The organism is Brevibacillus parabrevis, assembly GCF_022701015.1.
In the GTDB taxonomy this organism is placed as follows: Bacteria; Bacillota; Bacilli; order Brevibacillales; family Brevibacillaceae; genus Brevibacillus; species Brevibacillus parabrevis.
This window is the reverse complement of record NZ_CP064090.1, coordinates 4,975,660-4,998,501: the sequence shown is the minus strand read 5'-3', so window position 1 is coordinate 4,998,501 and position 22,842 is coordinate 4,975,660. Positions and strand designations below refer to the sequence as shown.

The window sequence follows — 22,842 nt, the reverse complement described above, 5'->3', positions numbered from 1 at the left end:
ATGGAAGAACAACAATCAATCTCCCTGTTTGCGGAAAACTATATTCGCGGATTTATTTCACAAGAAATTTTTTACAATGAAGAAACATGGTACGGAGTTATTCGTCTAAAGATAGAGGAGACTACTGAAGCGATCAAGGAATCAGAAGTCATTATTGTCGGCAACTTCCCTCGTCCTCATCCGGATGAGCTATACACCTTCTACGGCGAGTGGAAAACGCATGCTCGCTTCGGGCAGCAGTACGTGGCGAAGCGATACGAGCGAGAGACGCCGAAGACATTGTCGGGCGTGGAGCGGTATTTGGCCAGTGGACTGTTTCAGGGCATCGGGAAAAAAATGGCCAAACGAATCGTGGAACATCTCGGCGTAGATGCCTTGACGATTATCGCCGATTATCCGGAGCGGCTCGCAGAAATTCAAGGGATTTCCGAATCGCGCGCCAAAATCATTTACGAGTCTGTGCTGGAGCATCGTTCGCTGGAAAGCGCGATGGTATTTTTGTACGACTTCGGGATTGGCGTGAACATGGCGTTGCGAATTTACCAGACGTACAAGCTGGAGACGATGACCGTGCTCAAGGAAGAACCGTACCGGCTGATCGAAGATATCGTCGGGATCGGCTTCAAGCGGGCGGACGATATCGCGCGTGCTACCGGGATAGCCGCATCTTCGGAAGAGCGCGTCAAGGCAGCGGCGCTGTTTGTGCTCCAGGAAGCGTCTTATTCGGAAGGCCATGTTTATTTGCCGATCGAAGAGCTTTGCGAAAGAACATTGGCACTGCTTTTGGAATGCGGCGGACATCTGTTTGTCGCAGAAGACATTACCCGTGCGGTCGAGGACATGTTTGTCGCGAGCAAAATTGCCTGGGAAGACGAGCGCGTGTACTTGCCCTCCTTGTTTTTTGCCGAGCTTGGGTTGGCCAAAAGGCTGCGTCATTTCGCGCAGCGGGACTCATTCGGCTCGTTTCCTACCTCTGAATTTTACCGTGCGCTGGGAGCCGTGGAAGATGAACTGGGCATCACGTACGCCCAGACGCAGCGAGACGCGATCGAGCAGGCGATTACATCCGGGCTGATGCTTTTGACGGGGGGACCGGGAACGGGGAAAACAACGGTAATTCGCGGGATTTGCCGCGTCTTTTCGCAGCTGCACGGCCTGTCACTCGACCTGAAAAAATACAACGAAGAAAATCCTTTTCCGATCTTGCTCGTTGCGCCAACCGGACGGGCTGCCAAGCGGATGACGGAGACGACTGGCTTGCCAGCCATGACGATTCATCGCCTGCTCGGCTACAAAGGGGAGAGCTTCGAGCACGACGCCGAGCATCCGATTCGCGGCAGGCTGTTGATTGTGGACGAAATGTCGATGGTCGATATTTGGCTGGCGAACCAGTTGTTCCGCGCCGTACCGGATGAGATGCAAATTATTATGGTCGGCGATCCCGACCAGCTGCCGTCCGTCGGCCCGGGAAACGTCCTGCTCGATATGATCCGCTCCGGCTTGTTGCCGCTGGCCCAGCTTACGGAGATTTATCGGCAGGCGGAGGAGTCGACGATTATCCGGCTCGCCCACGATGTGCGCAAAGGCAACGTCCCGGCAGATTTGCTCGATACGACACCGGATCGGCGATTTTTCACAAGTTCGCCACAAGAAGTTCCGGAAGCAGTGAAACAAATTTGCTCCGGAGCCGTAAAAAAAGGATATACGGCAAAAGATGTACAGGTTTTGGCACCTATTTATAAAGGAAATGCCGGGGTGAACCGGTTGAATGAAGAGTTGCAGGAGCTGTTTAATCCAAAGACGCCGCAAAAACGGGAAGTGACCTTCGGGGACACGACGTTTCGCACTGGCGACAAAGTCCTGCAACTGGTGAATAATGCTGAGGAACAGGTGTTCAACGGCGATATGGGTGAAATTGTTGCGATTTTTTTCCCGAATGAGAACGCAGAAAACCAGGAAATGCTGGTCGCTGCCTTCGACAATCGGGAAGTGGTGTACAAGCGTTCCGATTACCATCAGTTGACGCTTGCCTACTGCTGTTCCGTACACAAATCACAGGGGAGCGAATTTCCGATCGTAGTCATGCCGTTTGTCAAAAGCTATTACCGGATGCTGCGGCGCAAGCTCGTTTATACGGGCATTACCCGGAGCAAGTCTTTCCTCATTATGTGCGGGGAGCCAGATGCTTTTCGCGCAGCCGTGGAAACGGACGAGGAAGGCGTGCGGTACAGCTTTTTGGAAGAACGGCTCAAGCAGGATTGAAAGCTGGAACCATTTGCGCCGAATGGACATGTCCGTTTCGCCCGATACTAAAGGAGCGGAAGGGGGATGTCCCACATGCGCAAGGCAATGGATGCAGTCGGTTTGCCAGTAGTTTGCCTCCAGACGGGAGAGACGCTCGGCACCGTTCGTGACATTCTTTGCGACTCCACTTGGCATGTACGAGGAGTCTTGCTGAGCGAACAGGGTTGGTTCCATTCTGGCACCTACATTCCTACCGAACAGATTCATGCGGTAGGGGAATCCTGCCTTACCGTATCGGGTAAAAACGCAATCACGCCCTTGCCTCATCTCGCCGGATTTGAGCCTGTCGGCATCGTGACGGGAAAATCAAAGCTAAAAGGAAAAGCGGTCATTACCGCTTCCGGAGAACTCCTTGGCAGGCTGGAAGATGTTTACTTTTCAGCGAACTGGGAGAAACTTGTAGGGTACGAACTGTCCAATGGCTGGTTTGCGGACGTGACAGAAGGTCGCAAGCGTTTGTCTGCCCCAGCTTCCGTCATCATCGGGGAAGAAAACCTGATCGTGCCGGACTTTGTTCGTATCCAGGCGTGATAAGGGAGGAAAAGCGTGATGCGTGTCATTTGCCCGAACTGCAGTTCCAAAGACGTAGGGAAGATTGGAACCAATCAATACTACTGCTGGAATTGCTTTATAGAAATGAGCGTTTCCAACGAGCAGATTGCTTCTGTCTACCAGGTGGAAGAAGACGGTTCTTTGCATTCGCTCAACGATCTGTTTATTGAAGATCAAACTGTCTCTGCTCAACTGAACATGTAGCAACTGCTTACGCAGGAAAAACAACTGGAGGTGGCACGCTTGTTTACACGAAGCCTTTTGCGCGTCCTTGCCACAAGCGGAATTGTGGCTGTCATTGGCTATTTGATGGCTCCGCGCCGCCGCAGTCGGTTTTCACTGAATTGGAATCAGCTGCCGTTTTCCATGCGTGATGTGACGCGCATGCTGAAGACAGGGCGCAAGCTGATGCGCGCCGTAACCCGTTAACGGGGGATGACGCTCACAGGAACGTTCATAAGCACCTGAACATAGTATGAGTTCGGGTGCTTTTTTTTTGTGCAGAAAAAAGCTCCGTCGCACGGATGGCGACGGAGCCTACGTTTATTTGTCAGTTTTGTTCGGCGAGTCGTTTTTGCTGCTGGCTTTTCATGCGTCCAATCAGCAGGACGCCGACGACAGCGGCAACGATGAATACCCATTTGACCCACGGATAAGCGGTAAAGAACGGGGCCAAAAACTTCTCGCTCGTTACCATGCTTGCAGCCGTGTAAGCGAGGACGCCGGCACCGACGTAAATCACGACAGGGAAACGCTCCATGAATTTCAAAATCATCGTGCTTCCCCAGACCATGATCGGAACGCTAATGATCAGTCCGATGATCACCAGAAGAAAGTCGCCATGTGCGGCACCGGCAACAGCGATAACGTTGTCCAGACCCATTACGGTATCCGCCACGATAATCGTCCAGATCGCTGCGCCAAGACTTCCGCTTGCCTTCATATTCTCGTGACCGTCATCGGAGACGAGCAGTTTGAGGGCGATCCACAACAGAATCAAGCCACCTACGAGCAGCAAGCCCGGAATTTTCAGCAGCCACACTACTGCAAGTGTTGCCAAAGCCCGGATAATAATCGCGCCCACCGTTCCCCAGATGATCGCTTTTTTCTGCTGATGGGCTGGAAGGTTGCGTGCAGCCATCCCGATGACAATCGCGTTGTCTCCGGCCAAGACCAGGTCGATGACGATGATCGCAAGCAGCGCCGACCAAAATTCAGGTTGTAACAATAGTTCCATGTTCAATTCCTCCTCCTCTTCCTGTTTGGAAAAATGAGTCATCCACCGGGCCGTTTTCTAGATACCTCCCATATTGTATGTAAAGGGGCACAAAAGAAAACGACCTTTCCCTGGACAGGCAAAGGTCGTTTGAAAACAGAAAAAGACCTTTTACCTGTTAGGCAAAGGTCTTGCTTACAACATTAGAAAAATGTTGCCAACATAGCCGGGGATTTCTCCCGTAATGACGACTATGTTGCGAAAAAGCTACTCCCCTTTGGAGATATCCTCTTGTAACTCCATACTACTATCGATGCTTGGAAGGTGTCAATAGGTTACATGAATTTTGTACGAAGAACACACCCTAATGGAAATGGAGAGGAGGTGTCCTTCGTGGAGGAATTGCGGCGTAGCCGCCTTTTTGCGGCTGCTCTCTGGTTGATTGCGCTGCTCGTCATCGGCAATCTGCTGTGGATGCTCCGTTCGGTCCTCGGGCAGTTGTTCGCCCTTTTGGAGGAAGTGCTGATTCCCATTATATTGGGTCTGGTCATTGCGTATTTGCTTCATCCGGTCGTGCAGCTGCTGGAAAAGCGCAGAGTCCCGCGGCTGATGGCCGTTCTGCTGATTTACGCTTCCTTTGTACTGGTGATTACGATTGCGGTCATCAACGCGATTCCCGTCTTTACCAATCAACTCGTGGAGCTGTCCGATGACTTGCCGCGGCTGATGGACTGGTACTACACGTGGATGAGCGAATGGGAGGCGCACAAATACTTTTTGCCAGACAGTATCTCCCACGGGGTGGATCGGGTAATTATCCAGTCGCAGGAAGGGATGTCCCACTCTGTAACGAAGCTTGTCAACAATGCCCGCCAGTCGCTGGGCAAGCTGTTTGCCTTTGCGATCGTCCCGTTTATTGCCTTCTATTTTTTAAAAGACATGAAGGAACTGCACGAAACAGGCATGTCCATCGTTCCGAAGCCGTACCGCAAACAAGTGTTGGTCGTCCTGCGGGACATTAATGAATCGCTCGGGAATTACATACACGGCCAGATGATCGTTGCGTTGGTCGTCGGGGTGCTGGCTTATCTCGGCTACTGGCTGATCGGCATGCCGTATCCGTTCGTGCTCGCCGCTGTGGTATGTTTGACGAACATCATTCCTTACATCGGGCCATTGATCGGGGCGGCGCCTGCGATTGTCGTCGCGCTGACGATTTCGACCAAAATGCTGTTGTTCGTGATCGCCGTCAATCTCGTCATTCAAGTGCTGGAAGGCAACATCCTGTCGCCGAACATCGTGGGGCGCTCCTTGCAGTTGCATCCGCTGACGATTATCGTGGCCTTGCTTGTCGGGGAGACGATCGGAGGGATTATCGGGCTGATCGTGGCTGTGCCCGTACTCGCCGTTTGCAAAGTTGTCATCAGCCGAATCGCTGTGATGATGCATGAAAGTTGACATGGGTCAGGAAAAAAATTTATAATACGAACAGATGAGTACAGGCTTGATCAATGAGGGAACGAGTACGCTGCAAACCTTCTACAGAGAGGGCGCTTCACGGTTGAGAGGGCGCTCAGAAGAAGTGCAACGGAAGGCTACTCCTAAGACCGGGCAAAAACCGGCGGGTTGGCACCGTTAGATGCCCATAAAGCGACAGGCTGTCGCGCCGTTTGGCGTGCAAGAGAGCCTGTAAGCAGGGTGGTACCGCGAGAAAAACAGTTCTCGTCCCTGAGGGGATGGGAGCTTTTTTATTTATTTTCAGAATAGAGGAGAATGCAGATGAAGAAGCTGACAGGCAATCAAATTCGCCAGATGTTCCTTGACTTTTTTGTGGAAAAAGGACATCGCATTGAGCCGAGTGCTCCCCTGGTGCCAATCGACGATCCTTCCTTGCTGTGGATCAACAGTGGTGTAGCGACGCTCAAAAAGTATTTTGACGGACGCATCATCCCGGACAATCCGCGCATCACCAATTCACAAAAGTCAATCCGTACCAACGATATTGAAAACGTTGGCCGGACGGCTCGCCACCATACCTTCTTCGAGATGCTGGGCAACTTCTCCATCGGGGAGTATTTTAAAGAAGAAGCGATCGAGTGGGCGTGGGAGTTTTTGACCAGCCCGAAATGGATCGGCTTCGATCCAGAGCTGCTTTCCGTCACGATCCACCCGGAAGACGAGGAAGCGTTTGAGCTGTGGAACAAAAAAATCGGAGTTCCCGAGGAGCGCATCGTTCGTCTGGAAGGCAACTTCTGGGATATCGGTGAAGGTCCGAGCGGCCCGAACACAGAGATTTTCTACGATCGCGGCGAAGCGTTTGGCAACGATCCAAGCGACCCGGAACTGTACCCAGGCGGCGAGAACGAGCGTTATCTGGAAGTGTGGAACCTGGTGTTCTCCCAGTTCAACCACAACCCGGATGGCACCTACACGCCACTGCCTAAGAAAAACATCGATACCGGCATGGGGCTGGAGCGGATGGCGTCGATTATCCAAGGTGTCGACAACAACTTTGAAACAGACCTGCTGTTCCCGCTGATCGAGCAAACGAGCGCGATTTCGGGTGTGAAATACAAGACAAGCCCTGAGCTTGACGTAGCGTTGAAAGTCATCGCTGACCACGCGCGTACGGTCGTGTTTGCCATCGGGGATGGAGCGCTTCCTTCCAATGAAGGTCGCGGCTACGTCATCCGCCGTCTGCTGCGCCGCGCTGTGCGGATGGGCAAAAAGCTGGGTGTGGAAAAGCCGTTCCTGTACAGCCTGACAGAAACAGTCGGCACGATGATGGGCGAGTTCTACCCAGAGGTTGTAGAAAAACGCGCGTTTATCGAAAAAGTCATCCGTGCCGAGGAAGAGCGCTTCCACGAAACGTTGAACGATGGCCTGGCTATTTTGTCAGACATGGTGAAGGCAGCAAAGGAAAGCGGTCAAACGCAACTGTCCGGCCAAGACGTATTCAAAATGTACGACACGTACGGATTCCCGGTTGACTTGACCGAAGACTTCGCGAACGAGCAAGGCTTGAGCGTAGATCGCGACGGTTTCGACAAGGCGATGGAGGAACAACGCGAGCGTGCCCGCGCTGCCCGTCAAGACGTGGACAGCATGCAAATCCAGGGCGGTCCATTGTCCGAATTGACGGTTACAAGCCAGTTTGTTGGTTATACTGAATTGGTAGCAACAGGAAAAGTCGAAGCGATCATTTTCGACAACCAATTGGCTGAAGAAGCGGAAGAAGGCCAGACTGTACAAGTGATTCTCGACCAGACGCCATTTTATGCAGAGAGCGGCGGTCAGATCAACGACGAAGGATACTTGGTGTCCGACTCCGTCAAAGCCCGTGTGACAGATGTGCAAAAAGGTCCAATGGGCCAAAACGTGCACTCGGTCATCGTCGAAGCAGGAACACTGCGCAAAGGCGATACAGTCCGCGCGGAAGTAAACCGCGAAGCACGCCTGGCGATTACGAAAAACCATACAGCTACCCACTTGCTGCACCAAGCGCTGAAAGACGTACTGGGCACGCATGTCAACCAGGCAGGTTCTTTGGTAGCACCGGAGCGTCTGCGCTTTGACTTCACCCACATCAGTGCGATCACAGCAGAAGAGCTGGAGCGCATCGAGGCAATCGTCAATGAAAAAGTGTGGGAGAACCTGACTGTCGAAATCTCCAACAAAGCTTTGGCAGAAGCAAAAGCAATGGGCGCCATGGCGTTGTTCGGCGAGAAGTACGGCGATGTCGTGCGCGTTGTCAAAGTGGGCGACTACAGCCTTGAGCTTTGCGGCGGCTGCCATGTCAACAACACAGCGGAAATCGGACTGTTCAAGCTGGTCAGCGAAAGCGGCATCGGCGCAGGGACACGCCGGATTGAAGCCGTGACAGGACGCGGGGCTTACCAGTTCCTGAACCAGCAGTTCACGACGCTCAAAGAAGTGGCTCACGCACTGAAAGCACCTGTGCTGGCAGAAGCGCCTGCGCGCGTGGAAGGCTTGCAGCAACAACTGAAAGAAGTTCAGCGCGAAAACGAATCGTTGCGCGCGAAACTGGGCAACATCGAAGCGGCATCGCTGACCGATCAACTGAAGCAGGTAGACGGCATGAACGTGCTCGCTGCACGCGTATCCGCTTCTGACATGGACAACCTGCGCGGCATGGTAGACGAGCTGAAGAACAAGCTTGGCTCTGCTGTCATCGTGCTTGGCTCTGTCGATGGCGAGAAGGTCAACCTGGTAGCAGGTGTCACCAAAGATCTGATGGATCAAGGCGTTCACGCCGGAAAAATTATCAAGGAAGTGGCTACTCGTTGCGGCGGTGGCGGCGGCGGGCGTCCTGACATGGCGCAAGCGGGCGGAAAAGATCCTTCCAAGCTACAAGAAGCATTGGATGCGGTAGTGGAGCTTGTCAAAAGCCAGGCAGTAGCGAAATAACGAAAATCCCGCCAACAATTTTTGCAAAATCGACAAGGAGTAGGTTCCATCCGGGTCGAATAAAGTATGGAAGCGAAAAGCCAATACAACCTTTAAGTCTTGAAGGAAATCGAGGTGTTGATTGTGAGTTCGTTGGATAATACCATGAAGTTTACGGTGCCCAAGGAAGCGAATGCGGCGGAAGTGCAGGCAACATTGACAGAGGTTTACCAAGCCCTGCAAGAAAAAGGATACAACCCGATCACCCAGATCGTCGGTTACTTGCTTTCTGGCGACCCGGCGTTTATCCCTCGCCACAACAACGCGCGCAGCCTGATTGGCAAACTGGAACGGGACAAAATCATAGAAGAGTTGGTGACCGTTTACTTGTCCGAGCGCAAGTAGACCTTGAACATGACACGATTGATGGGATTGGATGTAGGCGACAAGACGATTGGAATTGCTGTCAGCGATGAGCTGGGATGGACCGCCCAAGGGGTGGAGACCATCAAGCGGCAGTCCAAGGAAAAAGACTTTGCCCGCATTCAGGAATTGGTAGCGCAATATCAAGTAGGTGCTTTCGTAGTAGGCTTGCCGAAAAACATGAATGGCACAATCGGGCCGCGCGCCGAGATGTGCCAGGCATTTGGCAAGCTTTTGGAGGAACGGACATCTCTTCCTGTCCACATGTGGGATGAGCGTTTGACGACGATGGCAGCAGAGCGTATGCTGATTTCTGCGGACGTCAGTCGCCAAAAGCGCAAAACAGTAATTGACAAAATGGCGGCCACATTGATCCTGCAAGGATTTTTGGACGCGAAATCGAGGTGACCCTAAGTGAGTGAAGAGATGATGGAAGAATTTGAAGTAGGCGACGTGATTGCCCTGACAGAAGAGGGAACAGAGGAGCCGCGAGATTTTCGGATCATGTATATTTTTGATATCGAAGACCGCAGCTATCTGGTGCTCGTTCCAGTCGATCAGGAGGAAGAAGAAGAGTACGAGGTTCACTTCCTGCGCTATGACGGTACAGACATGCTTCAGCCAATCGAAGACGACGAAGAGTGGGAGCAAGTAGAAGCTACCTTCGAAACATTGATTGCTGATTTGGAGAAAGACGGGATTTAACAACGAGAGAGGGCAGATGCCCTCTCTTTTTTTATCGGCAAGGCTGTTTGCTTCCGAAGTCAAACAGAGAGGAGAAAGCGAGATGGATGGCCTAATCGAGTCCGGCTCCGAACTGATTTGGGAAAAGTACAAGGAAGCCGAAAAACGGATACAGGAGTTGGAAAATTCAATCGAATGGTTCAAGGTGTGCTTCGATACAGCATACGAGGGCATTACGATCGTGGATGAGCACGGCTACATCCGCATGATGAACGATGCGTACTGCCGATTTATCAGCGTGCGCAAAGAAGATGTCATCGGCCGTTACGTGGAAGAGGTGATCGAAAATACGCGCTTGCCTGTCGTGCTGCAAACCGGAATACCGGAAAGAAACCAGGCGCACAGACTGCTCGGGCAGGATATGGTCGTTCACCGCATCCCGATCTGGAAAGAAAACCGGGTCATCGGCGCCGTTGGCATGCTGATTTTTGAAGGGGTGTCGGAGCTATACCAAATTTTTGACCGCATGCAAGTGTTGCACGAGAAAATCGGGGATAGCCGAATTGTGATCGAGGCGCCTAGGCCGAAAAGCAACAAAGTGACATTTGACCAGATTATCGGGGAGAGCGAAGCGATCGCAGAGGCGAAAAAAGTCGCGCGGCGAGCGGCCCAGACGTCTGCCACGATTTTGCTGACCGGGGAGAGCGGAGTGGGCAAGGAGCTGTTCGCCAAAGCGATTCACTCGCTAAGCCCGTTCCAAAATGGCCCGCTCGTAATCGTCAACTGTGCCTCCATCCCGGAAAATTTGCTGGAGTCGGAGCTGTTCGGCTACGAGGAAGGCGCTTTTACCGGCTCGAAAAAAGACGGAAAGCCGGGCAAGTTCGAGCTGGCAAACAAAGGAACGCTTTTTCTGGACGAGATTGGCGACATGCCGCTGCACATGCAAGCGAAAATTTTGCGGGTCTTGCAGGAGCGCGAGGTGGAACGCGTCGGGGGAATCAAGAGCATTCCCGTCGACTTTCGGCTGGTTGCGGCTACGCATCATTCATTGGAAGACAGGGTCAGGGAGGGGGCTTTTCGCAAAGATTTGTATTACCGCCTGAACGTCATTCCGCTTGTCATTCCTCCATTGGCGCAAAGAAGAACGGACATTCCTTTGTTGATCGCGGCGCAGTTGCAGGCGCTCAGCAAGAAAAACAACATGCCGCCAAAAGACATCGACAAAGAAGCCATGTCACTGTTGATCAACTACGATTGGCCGGGCAACATACGCGAGCTGGTCAACACGGTTGAGCGCCTTGTCACCTTGTCGGAGGACCATCGGATACGGACGAGTGATCTGCCTGCGGTCTTTTTCGGGGGAACAGGCTTTGCCGAAGCAGTCTTGCCCCAGCGTGATCGGCAAGCCGGGACGCCGCTGAATCAGGCTGGTGGAGGCGGAGCAGAAGGGGCTTTGGCGGAAAAGAAGCGTATTCTGGAAGCGCTGCATGAAGTGAAAGGGAACAAGTCGAAAGCAGCCAAAAAGCTCGGCATTTCCCGGGCAACGCTTTATAACAAGCTGAGCAAGTATCAAATTAGCTGATAGGTAGCAGAACGGGGGCGGCGATCAAAAAGTGTCTAGACGATTCGGTGTAATTGTCTAGACACTTTTTGTGTTTTCTGGACAGTTGGTCGAAAGAAAGCAAGGATGAAGCGGTTAAAACGTCGTGGCACGGAGTTTGCTTTCTGGAGGGGGGAGAGGCGGGATGTGGCTGCGATTTAGGAGAAGTAGAAAGCGCCTTGGGTTTGGAGATGCGGATGTGTCTGCGAACTAGGAAGAGGCAAAGAGCGTCCGGGACATAGGGAGGCGGGGTGTGCCTGCGATTTTAGGAGAGGGAGAAAGCGCCTTGGACTTGGCGAGGCGGATGTGTCTGCGACCTAGGAAGAGGCAAATAGCGTCCTGAACTTAGGAGGGGCGGGGTGTGCCTACGATTAGGAGAAGTAAAGAGCGCCTTTGATTTAGGGATAGGCGGAGTGACCGCTAGACTCAGGAACAGACAGAGGCATCTGCCGTAGTGCATCCGTCTAACCCCTCATCTTTTAGAAAAAAGGAGGAGTTCAATATGTCGAGTTTGCCTGTAATTGGTATGATTGGTCTGGGCAATATGGGGATGCCTATGTCCAAAAACTTGCTTGGCAGCGGGTATGCGGTATATGGCTTCGACGTCAATCCAGACGCGGAAAAGGAGTTTGCGGCCGCTGGCGGAGTTGCGGGACTGACGATTGAAGAGGTGGTGAAACAGACAGAGGTCGTTTTGACGAGCTTGCCCTCGCCTGGAATTGTTGAGAGCGTTTACACCGGAGCGGGCGGCATTCTGGAGCATGCGAGAGCAGGGCAGATTCTCATGGATACGAGCACGGTGACACCTGGGCTGAATGAGCGCTTGGCAGTGGCTTGCGCAGGAAAAGGCGTCGGCTATTTGGCTGCTCCTGTCAGCGGCGGAGTCATTGGGGCGAAAAATCGGACGTTGACCATCATGGTGGGCGGACCAAAGAACTTGTTCGACCAGATGCAGCCGATATTCGCTGCGCTCGGTCAAAATATTTTTCACGTCGGGGCGAGGGTCGACAGCGGAACGGCGGTCAAGCTGATCAACAACTTGCTGATCGGGTTTTATACATCTGCGGTCAGTGAAGGCGTAACATTGGCGGCGCAAATGGGGCTCGACCTCGACCAGCTGTTCGAGATATTGAATGTCAGCTACGGACAGAGTCGCATCTACGAGCGCAACTATAAAAGCTTTATCGCAACCAACGACTTTGCGCCGCACTTTTCCTTGAATTTGCTGCTGAAAGACTTGAAAATCGCCCAGGAGATGGCTCATCAGGCTGGTCTGGATTTGCCGATCACAGCCGAGCTGATCAGCCTGTACGAGAAGTCGCAGCAAGCGGGCTTCGGTGAGCAGGACATGGCGGCGCTGTATTCCTACGTGCAAGCCGCACAGCGAAAAATTCAGGCGTAGTGCCACAGGGGAGGAGAATGATTCATGGCTACAGCAGTGAAAGAGGTAAAAAACTTCATCAACGGAGAGTGGGTGCAAAGCAGCTCCGGCAAATCGGAAGCCGTCATCAATCCAGCCACAGGCGAAGTCATCGCGCAGGTTCCGCTGTCTTCCCGGGAAGAACTCGATCAGGCTGTGAAGGCGGCGAGCGAAGCGTTTTCCTGGTGGCGCAAAACGCCCGTGCCCAATCGCACGCGGATTTTGTACCGCTATCATCAACTGCTTGTGCAGGAAGCGGAAGAGCTGGCTGTCATTATTACGCAAGAAAACGGCAAAAACATCAAAGACTCCCGTGGCGAGGTACAGCGCGGGATCGAGGCGTTGGAGGTTGCGACAGCCACTCCTACACTGATGATGGGACAATCGCTGCCGGAAATCGCGACAGGAATCGAGGGCGTCATGTACCGCTATCCGCTCGGAGTCGTGGCAGGAATTACTCCGTTCAATTTTCCGATGATGATCCCGCTCTGGATGTTTCCGCTGGCGCTTGCATGCGGCAACACGTTTGTGCTGAAGCCATCCGAGCGCACGCCGCTGCTTGCGGAAAGACTGGTTGAGCTGATGATGGAGGCTGGATTGCCAAAAGGCGTGCTGAACATGGTGCACGGCGCCCACGACGTCGTGAACGGCATGCTGGTCCATCCGCTCGTCAAAGCGGTTTCGTTCGTCGGTTCCCAGCCGGTGGCCGAGTATGTCTACAAAACCGGAGCAGCTCATGGCAAGCGGGTTCAAGCGCTGGCGGGAGCGAAAAACCACGCGGTCGTCATGGCAGACTGCCACATGGAGAAAACCGTGCAGGGAATCATCAACGGCGCTTTCGGCAGCGCGGGAGAGCGGTGCATGGCGACGTCTGTCGTATGTGTCATGGAAGACATCGCGGATGAATTTACCGCAAAGCTGCTGGAAGCCGCGCAGGAGCTGAAAGCAGGAGATACGCAAGACGAGGAGGCGTTCGTCGCTCCGCTGATTCGGGACGCCCATCGCCAGCGTGTGCTCGGATACATTGAGAGCGGGGAGGCGCAGCGAGCGCGTTTGCTGCTGGACGGCAGAAGCGTGATGCAGGAGCTGCCGGACGGCTACTATTTGGGGCCGACCGTTTTTGACGGGGTGACGCCGGAGATGAAAATTTGGCAGGACGAAATTTTCGCTCCCGTTTTAAGCATTGTTCGTGTCAAAAGCCTGGATGAAGCAATCGAGCTGGCGAACCGCTCGGATTTTGCCAATGGAGCCGTGCTTTACACAACATCGGGAGAGCATGTGCGGCATTTCCGTGAAAATATCGACGCGGGAATGATCGGGGTGAACGTGAATGTCCCGGCTCCGATGGCGTTTTTCTCTTTTGCAGGCAACAAGGCGTCGTTTTACGGCGATTTGGGCACAAACGGAACGGATGGAGTGCAGTTCTACACCCGCAAAAAAACAGTGACGGCCCGCTGGTTCTAATTGGGTCTTGAGCAGAAATCCTCCCAATTCTTCTCTTTTCGCCAAAAAATCGTATACAGTGACAGCGAAAGTCAGCTCTTGTATAATAGACGGGATGGAGAGAAGAGACCCTAAAGGGAGGATTTCTAGCTTGAAACCAATGTCAGCGAAGTCTGATTTCAGATCGGAAAGACCTGCCACGTATCGGCGCAGACGGGGCGGACGAATTGTCATGTGGCTCGTCGCCTTGTTTCTCATTGGCCTGTTGGCCGCAGGAGGGGCAGCGTGGTACGTGTACAACGGGTTGCAACCCGTAGATGGTCCGCAAGCGGCCAAAAACGTGACGATCCCCGCCGGTTCTTCCGCGCGGGAAATCGGCAGACTGCTGGAAGAGCAAGGGCTTATCCGCAATGCCGATCTGTTCCAGTATTACGTGAAGTACAAAGGCGTGGGACCGCAGCTGAAAGCGGGAGAATACCAGTTTACAACAGGACAAGCCATTGACGATATGCTCACGGCGATGGCCGAGGGAAAAACGGTCGTCAACGCCGAGCGTTTTACGATCCCGGAAGGCTGGAATATTGAGCAGATTGCCGAGCATCTGGACAAGGAAGGAATTGTGGAAAAAGCAGCCTTCCTGAAAGAAGTGAATGAAGGAGAGTTCCCCGAGTTTGCTTTTGTAGCGGAAATTCCGAAAGATAAAAACCGGAAGCACCGCCTCGAAGGATACCTTTTCCCGGAGACGTACGAAGTGAAAAAAGATTCGACGGCCCATGATGTCGTGTCCCGCATGCTGGCTCAGTTTGCCAAGGAATGGCAGCCGGAATGGAACGAGCTGATCAAGCAGCGTGGGCTGACCATGGACGAAGTGGTCAACCTTGCGTCCATCGTCGAGCGGGAAGTGACCGTGGACAAAGAACGTCCGCTCGTCGCGGGTGTTTATTTCAACCGCATCCGGGACAAGTGGCCGTTGCAGGCAGACGCTACCGTGCAGTTTATACTGGGCAAGCAGCGCGATCGGCTGACGTATGACGACTTGAAGGTAAAAAGTCCGTACAATACGTACACGAACCCTGGATTGCCGCCGGGACCAATCGCAAACCCGGGTCGGGCATCGCTTACGGCGGTTGTCAATCCAGCGAAGCACGACTTCTTTTTCTACGTGACGAAAAAAGACGGAACCTCGGAACATTACTTTTCCAAAACACTTTCCGAGCACAACGCAAATGATGCAAAAAGCAGGGGAAACTAACCAGGTTTCCCCTGTTCTTTTTTGCAAGGTATGCTATAATAATGCGGTTGTAACGAAAGAGGAGTGAAAGCATGATAACCAATCCCGCAATTGACGACTACGTGTCGGGCCTGGTTCCGGAACGTTCTTCGCTGCTCGCGCGGCTGGAACAGGAAGCGGCCGAGGAAAATATTCCGATCGTTCAGCTCGCTTCCGCTCAGGTGATGAGAATGCTGCTTTTGCTGCATCGCCCCGCAGCGATTCTGGAGGTGGGGACGGCAATCGGCTATTCGACCATTTGGCTTGCCGAAGCGGCACCACAGGCGCGGATTGTCACGATGGACATAGATGAAGACCGATTGACCCGGGCACGGGCAAATGTACAGGAAGCAGGCTGCGCAGAACGGGTTGAAATTCTTTCCCGCGACGCGACGCTCGGCTTGCCTGATTCTTATCAGTTTGACTGTCTGTTTATCGACGCGGCAAAAGGACAGTATCGGGCGTTTCTCGATTTGTATTTGCCGCTGCTGAAAGAAGGTGGGCTGGTGATCAGCGATAACGTGCTGTTCCGCGGTTTGGTGGCGACACCGGAAGAGGCTGGAAAGAGACAGAAGCCGATGGTGGACAAGCTGATCGCATTCAACGCCCATTTGGCGGAGCGACCGGATTTGGAGACGACGTTCATTCCGGTAGGAGACGGATTGGCTGTCAGCCTGAAGAAAAAGATACAGCCGTAGGGCAAAAAAGGATGGACGCAGCATGAGGAAGGGGACATGTGGCATGGGTAACCCTGTATTGATTGGCGTGGCAGGGGGCAGTGGTTCCGGAAAAACCACTGTGGCAAGGGAGTTGTATCATCAGTTCCGCAACGATAGCGTGACGATGATCGAGCAAGATTCTTATTACAAAGATCAAAGCCATCTGAGTGTGGAAGACCGGGCTTTGACCAATTACGACCATCCGTTCGCTTTTGACAACGATCTGCTTTTGCAGCATTTGCAGGAGCTTTTGCAAGGAAAGGCGATCCAGAAGCCGATCTACGACTTCAAGGTGCACAACCGCAAGAGCGAGCAAGTCCAGGTAGACCCGAAAGACGTCATCATTTTGGAAGGAATGCTGATTCTTGAAGATGAGCGCATTCGCAACCTCATGGACATCAAAGTGTTCGTCGACACGGATGCAGACGTCCGCATCGTTCGCCGGATCGTACGCGATATCGAGGAGCGCGGCCGTTCCCTGGACTCCGTGGTCAACCAGTATTTGAACGTCGTCCGCCCGATGCATCTGCAATTTATCGAGCCGACCAAACGCTACGCCGACGTCATCATCCCAGAGGGCGGATACAACCGGGTGGCGCTCGATCTGCTGTCCACCAAAATCAAAAACATTTTGTTGGAAAAACAGGAGCCAGCCAAGCTGTAGCATTCTGATGGATACAAAAGAAGGCAAGCACGATGGGCTGTCCCAAAAGGGGAGTCCTGAATGACGGAAACCCTAAAAAGGAATAAAAACATCCCGTTTCACTATCAAAAGTGGAGCGGGATGTTTTTATTCAATAAGTTGTTCTTCTGATTTTAATTTAGCAAGATAAGGGGGTGACTCAATTGCAGTTTGGGGCTTAAGAGACTTCAGCAGTCTCTGGATTAACTCTTAATTCATAACTCTTCCCTAAATCAAAATTATATATATGAATGAGCCATTCAGTTTTTTTGATTTCTACCTTTTGCACGATTAGTGTTGCTGGTTTGTCAGAAAGATTTTTTACAAAATTTAAAGCCGCTTGAACGGCTTTCTTTTGTGACATATCAGAATTAGGGTGCTTCACATCATCTGCAACTACTAGCATACTCAAGTCTGTTTTAGCTGGATATGACTCTAACGAAGGTGAAGTTGACCATGTTTCTACCTCTGAACCCACTTCAATATCTGTAAACAAAATCTTACTATTCTTACTATCAAGCAGAATAGCATCGTCATTTAACGAATACCATTCAACACCATATTTTCCTTCTGTAGCAGATGTTTTGTCACTTTCTGCAACAAGTAGCGCTCTTTTTTCATAGTTCGCCTCAATGACAAATCCCGTTAGTCCTTTATGTTCATTTTTAGGTTTTTCCTCTGAGCAACCTACTGTTAAGAGAACCATGGTAGACAAGGTAATGAACTTTAGATATTTATTCATTTTACCTATTCTCCCTCGTATAAAAAATATCTTAGTCTCCAATATAGATGTCATCAATATCAAAATGATTAACAGCTCTAGTTATATGAGTGTAAATACCATCCCCTGCGTTATGAATGCCTATAGCTGTACCCTCTAGAAAGATTGGAGCGCCACTATCCCCACTCTGGCTTGAATATGACGCTTGTCTCAAGCCTGTAAAGTAAACTTTACCGTCACTGGTGGTTAGGTAGCCACTCCAATTCTTTGATTCTAATGTCCCGCATTTGACGCTTCTTGTTGTAGCACCAGAAATGCATACGGCATCTCCAACTGTTTCATTTTTTGTTTTTTGAACCTCATCAATGTTATTTAATTTTGACTTATCGTTACCAAAAAGATAATAAGTGGCGTCATCAGATCCTTCATCTAACTCAATGATTGCAGCATCAACATTTCCCCCGAAGTTATAATCCTCAACTCTACCAAATCTCTCCCCGCCTTGAGAGAATTTATCTCCAGTAGACTCGACACAATGACCAGCAGTAAGCACATAAGAATCTGTTCCAATTTGAGCAGAGAATGCAGATGTGCAGTTACCACCCGTCTCCACATTAGTAATCCTTAAACCGGCTTGAATTGGCCTGAATTTACTGGATGGGCTAGCTTGAACTTCATGCACATCTTCTTCAAATATATTAATGAGATTGCCATCAACGCCTAGATCTAAATCACTAACAATGACTGAATCTAAAAGAAGACTTCTGGAAGCAGCAGTCTTTTTCTTTACTCCAATATCAATTTTTTGTTCAGGAATATTAACACTGACAGAAGAAATATCCAGTCCCCGCTGTGCTAATACATCCCTTTTTTCGGATACAGACTCTGCAATTTCATCCAGTTGCTGTTCAGTATAATCTGTGTAGTATAACTCAAGCATGTCTTTTGAATAAAGGTTCTTCAGTTCTTCCTCAAATTTTTTGACCTTTTCTTCAGATCCAGTTTTAAATCCAATACGAACTATGCCCCCTAGTTTTTGATCAATATACATGCTAGCAAATTCTTCTTGCAGATTTTCTGCAATGAAGTCCTTGATTGGCGGAATGAGCTTTTTTTGTTCCTCTAGCCTTGCATCTAGCTCTTTTTCCTCTTTTTTCGTGAGAAATACCCCGTATTTTTCTGAGAAATTTTGGGGGTCTTTGGACAATGTTTTTAAGTTTTTAGTATTGGAGGACAAGCCCATTTCCTCTCTAAATCTTTCACTTTCTTTGAGTGCATCATTAGACTCGAGATATTGCTGTATCTCTGGGCTGTGTTTTGGTGCTGCCAATGTTGACGTTGCCGGAATTGAGAATGTAGTTACTGTGGTAGCTAATAGTGCTGCGACCAAAAGTGACGCTCCTAGTTTCTTCATTAGTTCTTACCTCTTTTGTATGATAATGGTAAATTATAACATTTTTTAGGTTAAAAAACCTCATTTCATATTAATTGATAAAATTTCATTTTTTTACATTATTTGAGTTTTAAACACTTTATATTACGAACCGAAATGCTACCTATCACGTGTAATGAATTGGATATTTGCCAATGAAAATGGTGCTAGCCTTAAACATTTGGCACGAAAAAACGGTAGTGTGCTTAGAATTTTTGTGGAACAAATGCACCATCAGCACAAGCCGCTTGGAGTGTCAAGTTTTCGCACCGGATCGTTTTTCGCCCGGCTATTCTGGCAATACTGGGAAGAAAAGGGCGAGGAGGGGAAGCTTCATGCAACTGGATCGCCGAATCAAAAGACGGCATTTTTTGGTGCTGATGGTGATGTCGCTTGTCTGGCTGGGGCTGATCGCCCGTCTGTGGTGGATACAGCTCGGAGCGCCTCACCGCTTTTCCAGACGCGGGATCGACTTGGTGAAAGCCTCGGTGAAGCAGCGGCAGCAAAGTATCGTGCTGCACAGCGGGCGCGGAGATATTTTGGATCGGGGAGGCTATGCGTTCACGGGCGTGGAGCATTTGGCGCTGATCTTGTTTCCGCTCGCTCGTGGGAGCATGGAAGGCACAGATGGGCTTGTCAGACTGGCGAAGATCACCGGACAGCCGAGTGAGCGATTGTCGCGGGCGATGGAGCAGGCGAAGGTGCCGCAGCTTTTGCGCAATGACGCAGGCAAGCTGATCGAGCTAACCAAACAGCAGGCAGAGGAGATCAACGCGCTGGCGATACCGGGCGTGGTGGCGCTGGCGGTGACAGAGCGCTATCGCACGGAAGAAGTAGCGAAGCACCTCATCGGCTTTATTCATAAAAACCCCGGCATGGTCGAGTCCCTGTATCCCGATGAGTGGGCAAACGGCAAAATGAACGCCGAATCGACCGTGGGCGCGTCTGGTCTGGAGCGGAGCTTCGACCGCTTTTTGCAAGGCGTGGAGCCATCTGTCTTGTCCTACTATGTGGACGGTCAAGGAAGGCCGCTGCGTGGTCTCGATATTCGCTATACGAAGCCAAGCAACCAATACTATCCGCTGTCGTTGTCCACCACGCTCGATGTGGACATTCAGCGGCGCATGGAAGCAGCGGCTGAGCAGGTCGGGCTTCGGGAAGGCAGCTTGATTGTTCTGGATGCGCAAAATGCCGATATCATCGCGGCTGTCAGTCGCCCGGCCTACGACCAGACGAATGTGAGCGGGCTTGCGACAGAGTGGAAAAACAGAGCGTTCAAACAGTTGCCGCCAGGTTCCGTCTTCAAGACGGTAGTCGCTGCCGCCGCTCTGGCAGAGGGTGTCGTTTCCCCGACCGATCGGTTTACATGCAGCGGAGAGTATGGCAAGTACCATTTTTCTTGCTGGAAAAAAGAGGGGCACGGCAGCGTCACGTTGGAAGAGGCGTATGCGCAGTCGTGCAATATCGCTTTTGCCGAGATTGCGAAAAGGGTCGGCGGGGAAAAGCTTGCGGAATACGCCCGTCGGCTGGGCTTGGCGACAGAGGTTGGGCACGCTACGGCCCACTTGTTCAAGCTCGATGGTTTCAAGCAGCTCGATGGCGAAGAAAGCGGGCGTGTATTTGCCGAGGGCGTGTCCCACAATGACGAAGGCGTGCTGATCCAAAGCGCCATCGGCCAGCGCGATGTGCGGATAACGCCGTTGCAGGCAGCGAATTTGATGGTGACGATCCTGCGCGGAGGTGAACCCGCGCAGGCGCGTCTGGTCAAGGAAATCGCCTACCGGAACGGTCAGTCTTTTTACTCGTTTCCGGAGCAAAAGCTTGCGGCCGACGGCATCGACTACGTGACAGCCAGCAAGCTGCGAAAAATGATGCGCAAGGTCGTCACAGATGGGACCGGCCAGATGCTGCTGAACTCTTCCTGGCAGGTGGCCGGGAAGAGCGGGACCGCGCAGACAGGGAGTACAACCGATGCCAAAAATCACCTTTGGTTCGTCGGTTACGCTCCTTTGGAACAACCGCGCTTTGCGATCTGTGTCGTATCAGAGAACCAGCCAAGCTGGGGGAAGAACCAGGCACTGGAGCTTTTTCGGCGTGCGGTCGATGAACTTGCCGATTATACAGCTCGATCTTCCCGACCTCCTGGAGCGTATTCCCGAGAATGAAGCCGCGCGCCTGAAGCTGGTTGCGCTTGCCCAGCCCGACAATCAGCATGAGCGGCGAGGAAGACATGTACATGGATTGTGAAGCTTTTGTCCAGATCGTCCGTTTGTCTCCTTTGCTTGGAGACAGGCGCTTGATCGTGTGGCTGTGCCAATCCCCGATGTATTGCGACTGGCTGTTTCTGCTCATTTTGCGAACGAGCCGTTTGAGATAGTCATCGTCGAAAAAGATCGAATTGGGCTGGTGAATCGCTCGTGGCCCAGGGTCGCTGGCAAATGTCACGACCCACTTTTCATCACCGAGCGGATACCCCATCATTACCCCTCCTGTTTCCACCGAGGGTTTTTTTCGTACAGCCTGCTCGATCTGCCTCCATGCCTTTGGCGTGATGTACAGTGTTGTCATGAAACGAGGTCCCTCCTTGAGTTCACCGCTAGCATTCGCTCTATATCGTATGTGCGCAGGCGGCAGAAGGTCCCGCTCAGGAAATCATGGCAATTGTCGAAAAAAAGATTGTAACTCTCCTCCTTCCTTTCTATAATTTAGAAAAAGACATGACTGGAAAGGTTGATTGTATGCCTACGGCCCCCGTTGATCACACTCTGATTGGGCAAGAACTAGCAGATGACCTTTACTCGGATAGCGGTGTACTGCTGCTGGGGAAGAATACGACCATAACAGCTGCACATGTGCACATTCTCCTGAAACAGCGCGTACGGGAAGTCAACATCGTGCGAACATGGTCAGAGGGAACTGGAGAGCATGTCACTACGCAATTATTCCAATTGGAGGCGGACGGGGAAACGGTTGCCGCCTATGTACAGGCTTTGGATCAGACGAGGTTGATTTTCGATCAGCTCAAGCAGGGGAAAGTAGCCAGCTTGGATCAGTTTTCGCAAGTTTTTGAGAATGTACTGGAAAAGTCCACGAAGGATTTGGGGCTTTTTCGCTCCCTTTACGTCCTGGAAGGGGCGGACAGTTATACATATCGACATTCGTTGAACGTAGGCATTCTCTGTTCGCTAATTGCCCGTTTGCTGAAATGGGACGAGCAGCAGGTGACGTTTATGGGAACGGCTGGCTTCTTGCATGATGTGGGGAAAATGCGCATCCCGACAGAAATTTTGTTAAAGCCGGGCAAGCTGACAGACGAAGAGTTCGCGATTATGAAAAAACATACGACATACGGCTACGAAATGATCAAGGAGATGGAAGGCGGATCAGAGCGGCTTGCCTTGTGCGCCCTGCTTCATCATGAGCGACTGGATGGCTCCGGCTACCCTGAGCAGCGCAAAGGCCATGAGATTCCTTTGGACTGCCAAGTGTTGGCGGTTGCCGACATGTTTGACGCCATCTGCTCGGATCGGGTGTACAAAGGCCGCACCTCGCCTTTCGAAGCGGCGCAGCTTTTATGGAAAGAAGCTTGCAACGGGCTGTTGAGTATTGAAATAGTCTCTGTGTTCGTGCGTTACATTGCCTTGCTGTACGTCGGAGCGAGAGCGCGCCTGAGCAGCGGCGAAGAAGTCGAAGTGATCCTGATTCACCAGGACGAGCCGATGCGGCCATTGGTGCGGCGCAGCGGGGAGTTTCTCGATTTGCGCTACGAGCGCAAGCTGACGATCGAAAAGATGATTGGATAGAGCCGCTTTGATGCGACTGCGACCGCTCTCGTTTATGAGAGCGGTTTCTTTGTTGCCAATTTGTGACGGATGTCCCGGTTGCTCGACCTTGGGTGTAAAGTGTGACACAATAAAGCGGAAGCATGATCGTACAGGCAACAAAAAAACGTGTCCACGGACGATTTTC

The 22,842-nt window shown here is 51.7% G+C and carries 20 protein-coding genes and 1 pseudogene; 17 read left to right on the top strand and 4 right to left on the bottom strand.

The features are described 5' to 3' along the window. From recD2 to IRJ17_RS22995, 4 genes are all read left to right on the top strand, one after another. Complete coding sequence (gene recD2 / locus IRJ17_RS23010) at nucleotides 1-2,262, top strand: SF1B family DNA helicase RecD2 (RefSeq protein ID WP_217022423.1); 2,262 nt, start codon at nucleotides 1-3, stop codon at nucleotides 2,260-2,262. A 75-nt stretch (nucleotides 2,263-2,337) separates the two neighbouring features. Beyond that, nucleotides 2,338-2,835, top strand: coding sequence for a PRC-barrel domain-containing protein (locus IRJ17_RS23005; RefSeq protein ID WP_122964188.1), 498 nt, complete (start codon nucleotides 2,338-2,340; stop codon nucleotides 2,833-2,835). An 18-nt stretch (nucleotides 2,836-2,853) separates the two neighbouring features. After that, nucleotides 2,854-3,060 (top strand): hypothetical protein, encoded by a 207-nt coding sequence (locus IRJ17_RS23000; RefSeq protein ID WP_005832479.1) that lies wholly within the window; start codon nucleotides 2,854-2,856, stop codon nucleotides 3,058-3,060. Between the two features lie 30 nt (nucleotides 3,061-3,090). Further along, a complete protein-coding gene (locus IRJ17_RS22995; RefSeq protein ID WP_229049892.1) occupies nucleotides 3,091-3,285 on the top strand; it encodes a hypothetical protein in 195 nt (64 codons plus the stop codon). A gap of 121 nt (nucleotides 3,286-3,406) precedes the next feature. On the opposite strand, the gene IRJ17_RS22990 is transcribed toward IRJ17_RS22995, so the two are convergent. Next, the gene (locus IRJ17_RS22990; RefSeq protein ID WP_122964299.1) at nucleotides 3,407-4,093 is read right to left on the bottom strand and encodes a TerC family protein; all 687 of its coding nucleotides are present in this window, start codon (nucleotides 4,091-4,093) and stop codon (nucleotides 3,407-3,409) included. A 372-nt stretch (nucleotides 4,094-4,465) separates the two neighbouring features. Between IRJ17_RS22990 and IRJ17_RS22985 the strand changes: the two genes are divergently transcribed. The 11 genes from IRJ17_RS22985 to udk all read left to right on the top strand — a co-directional run bounded on the left by IRJ17_RS22985 (nucleotide 4,466) and on the right by udk (nucleotide 16,702). Further along, entirely contained in the window at nucleotides 4,466-5,530 is a 1,065-nt protein-coding gene (locus IRJ17_RS22985; protein ID WP_242772002.1) for an AI-2E family transporter, read from the top strand. A gap of 321 nt (nucleotides 5,531-5,851) precedes the next feature. Further along, the gene (alaS, locus tag IRJ17_RS22980) at nucleotides 5,852-8,500 is read left to right on the top strand and encodes an alanine--tRNA ligase (protein WP_173597454.1); all 2,649 of its coding nucleotides are present in this window, start codon (nucleotides 5,852-5,854) and stop codon (nucleotides 8,498-8,500) included. A gap of 123 nt (nucleotides 8,501-8,623) precedes the next feature. Beyond that, nucleotides 8,624-8,884 carry an IreB family regulatory phosphoprotein gene (locus tag IRJ17_RS22975; RefSeq protein ID WP_063230247.1) on the top strand — a complete coding sequence of 87 codons (261 nt, stop codon included), beginning with the start codon at nucleotides 8,624-8,626 and terminating at the stop codon, nucleotides 8,882-8,884. Between the two features lie 9 nt (nucleotides 8,885-8,893). Continuing rightward, nucleotides 8,894-9,310, top strand: coding sequence for a Holliday junction resolvase RuvX (ruvX, locus tag IRJ17_RS22970; protein WP_122964184.1), 417 nt, complete (start codon nucleotides 8,894-8,896; stop codon nucleotides 9,308-9,310). Nucleotides 9,311-9,316: 6 nt separating this feature from the next. Continuing rightward, entirely contained in the window at nucleotides 9,317-9,607 is a 291-nt protein-coding gene (locus tag IRJ17_RS22965; protein ID WP_005832492.1) for a DUF1292 domain-containing protein, read from the top strand. An 82-nt stretch (nucleotides 9,608-9,689) separates the two neighbouring features. After that, a complete protein-coding gene (locus tag IRJ17_RS22960; RefSeq protein ID WP_242772000.1) occupies nucleotides 9,690-11,168 on the top strand; it encodes a sigma-54 interaction domain-containing protein in 1,479 nt (492 codons plus the stop codon). Between the two features lie 529 nt (nucleotides 11,169-11,697). Next, complete coding sequence (locus IRJ17_RS22955; RefSeq protein ID WP_242775319.1) at nucleotides 11,698-12,588, top strand: NAD(P)-dependent oxidoreductase; 891 nt, start codon at nucleotides 11,698-11,700, stop codon at nucleotides 12,586-12,588. A 24-nt stretch (nucleotides 12,589-12,612) separates the two neighbouring features. Further along, a complete protein-coding gene (locus IRJ17_RS22950; RefSeq protein ID WP_122964181.1) occupies nucleotides 12,613-14,070 on the top strand; it encodes a CoA-acylating methylmalonate-semialdehyde dehydrogenase in 1,458 nt (485 codons plus the stop codon). Between the two features lie 130 nt (nucleotides 14,071-14,200). Continuing rightward, nucleotides 14,201-15,301, top strand: coding sequence for an endolytic transglycosylase MltG (gene mltG, locus IRJ17_RS22945; RefSeq protein ID WP_242771998.1), 1,101 nt, complete (start codon nucleotides 14,201-14,203; stop codon nucleotides 15,299-15,301). Nucleotides 15,302-15,372: 71 nt separating this feature from the next. Further along, a complete protein-coding gene (locus tag IRJ17_RS22940) occupies nucleotides 15,373-16,017 on the top strand; it encodes an O-methyltransferase (RefSeq protein WP_217022427.1) in 645 nt (214 codons plus the stop codon). A gap of 43 nt (nucleotides 16,018-16,060) precedes the next feature. Beyond that, entirely contained in the window at nucleotides 16,061-16,702 is a 642-nt protein-coding gene (udk, locus tag IRJ17_RS22935; RefSeq protein ID WP_122964178.1) for a uridine kinase, read from the top strand. Between the two features lie 196 nt (nucleotides 16,703-16,898). Here udk and IRJ17_RS22930 read toward each other — a convergent pair whose 3' ends face one another. Continuing rightward, on the bottom strand, nucleotides 16,899-17,462 hold the full coding sequence (locus tag IRJ17_RS22930) for a DUF3221 domain-containing protein (RefSeq protein WP_173597450.1): 564 nt from the start codon (nucleotides 17,460-17,462) through the stop codon (nucleotides 16,899-16,901). A 31-nt stretch (nucleotides 17,463-17,493) separates the two neighbouring features. After that, nucleotides 17,494-18,855 carry a S1 family peptidase gene (locus tag IRJ17_RS22925; RefSeq protein WP_173597449.1) on the bottom strand — a complete coding sequence of 454 codons (1,362 nt, stop codon included), beginning with the start codon at nucleotides 18,853-18,855 and terminating at the stop codon, nucleotides 17,494-17,496. Nucleotides 18,856-19,208: 353 nt separating this feature from the next. Between IRJ17_RS22925 and IRJ17_RS22920 the strand changes: the two genes are divergently transcribed. Next, nucleotides 19,209-21,038, top strand: coding sequence for a peptidoglycan D,D-transpeptidase FtsI family protein (locus IRJ17_RS22920; protein WP_217022429.1), 1,830 nt, complete (start codon nucleotides 19,209-19,211; stop codon nucleotides 21,036-21,038). A 91-nt stretch (nucleotides 21,039-21,129) separates the two neighbouring features. Here IRJ17_RS22920 and IRJ17_RS22915 read toward each other — a convergent pair. After that, nucleotides 21,130-21,354: pseudogene (locus tag IRJ17_RS22915) on the bottom strand (Mov34/MPN/PAD-1 family protein); the annotation flags it as partial. Between the two features lie 257 nt (nucleotides 21,355-21,611). On the opposite strand from IRJ17_RS22915, the gene IRJ17_RS22910 reads away from it, so the two are divergent. Next, nucleotides 21,612-22,676: an HD-GYP domain-containing protein gene (locus tag IRJ17_RS22910; RefSeq protein ID WP_122964174.1), complete on the top strand. Its 1,065-nt coding sequence runs from the start codon at nucleotides 21,612-21,614 to the stop codon at nucleotides 22,674-22,676. Nucleotides 22,677-22,842 lie beyond the last annotated feature (166 nt).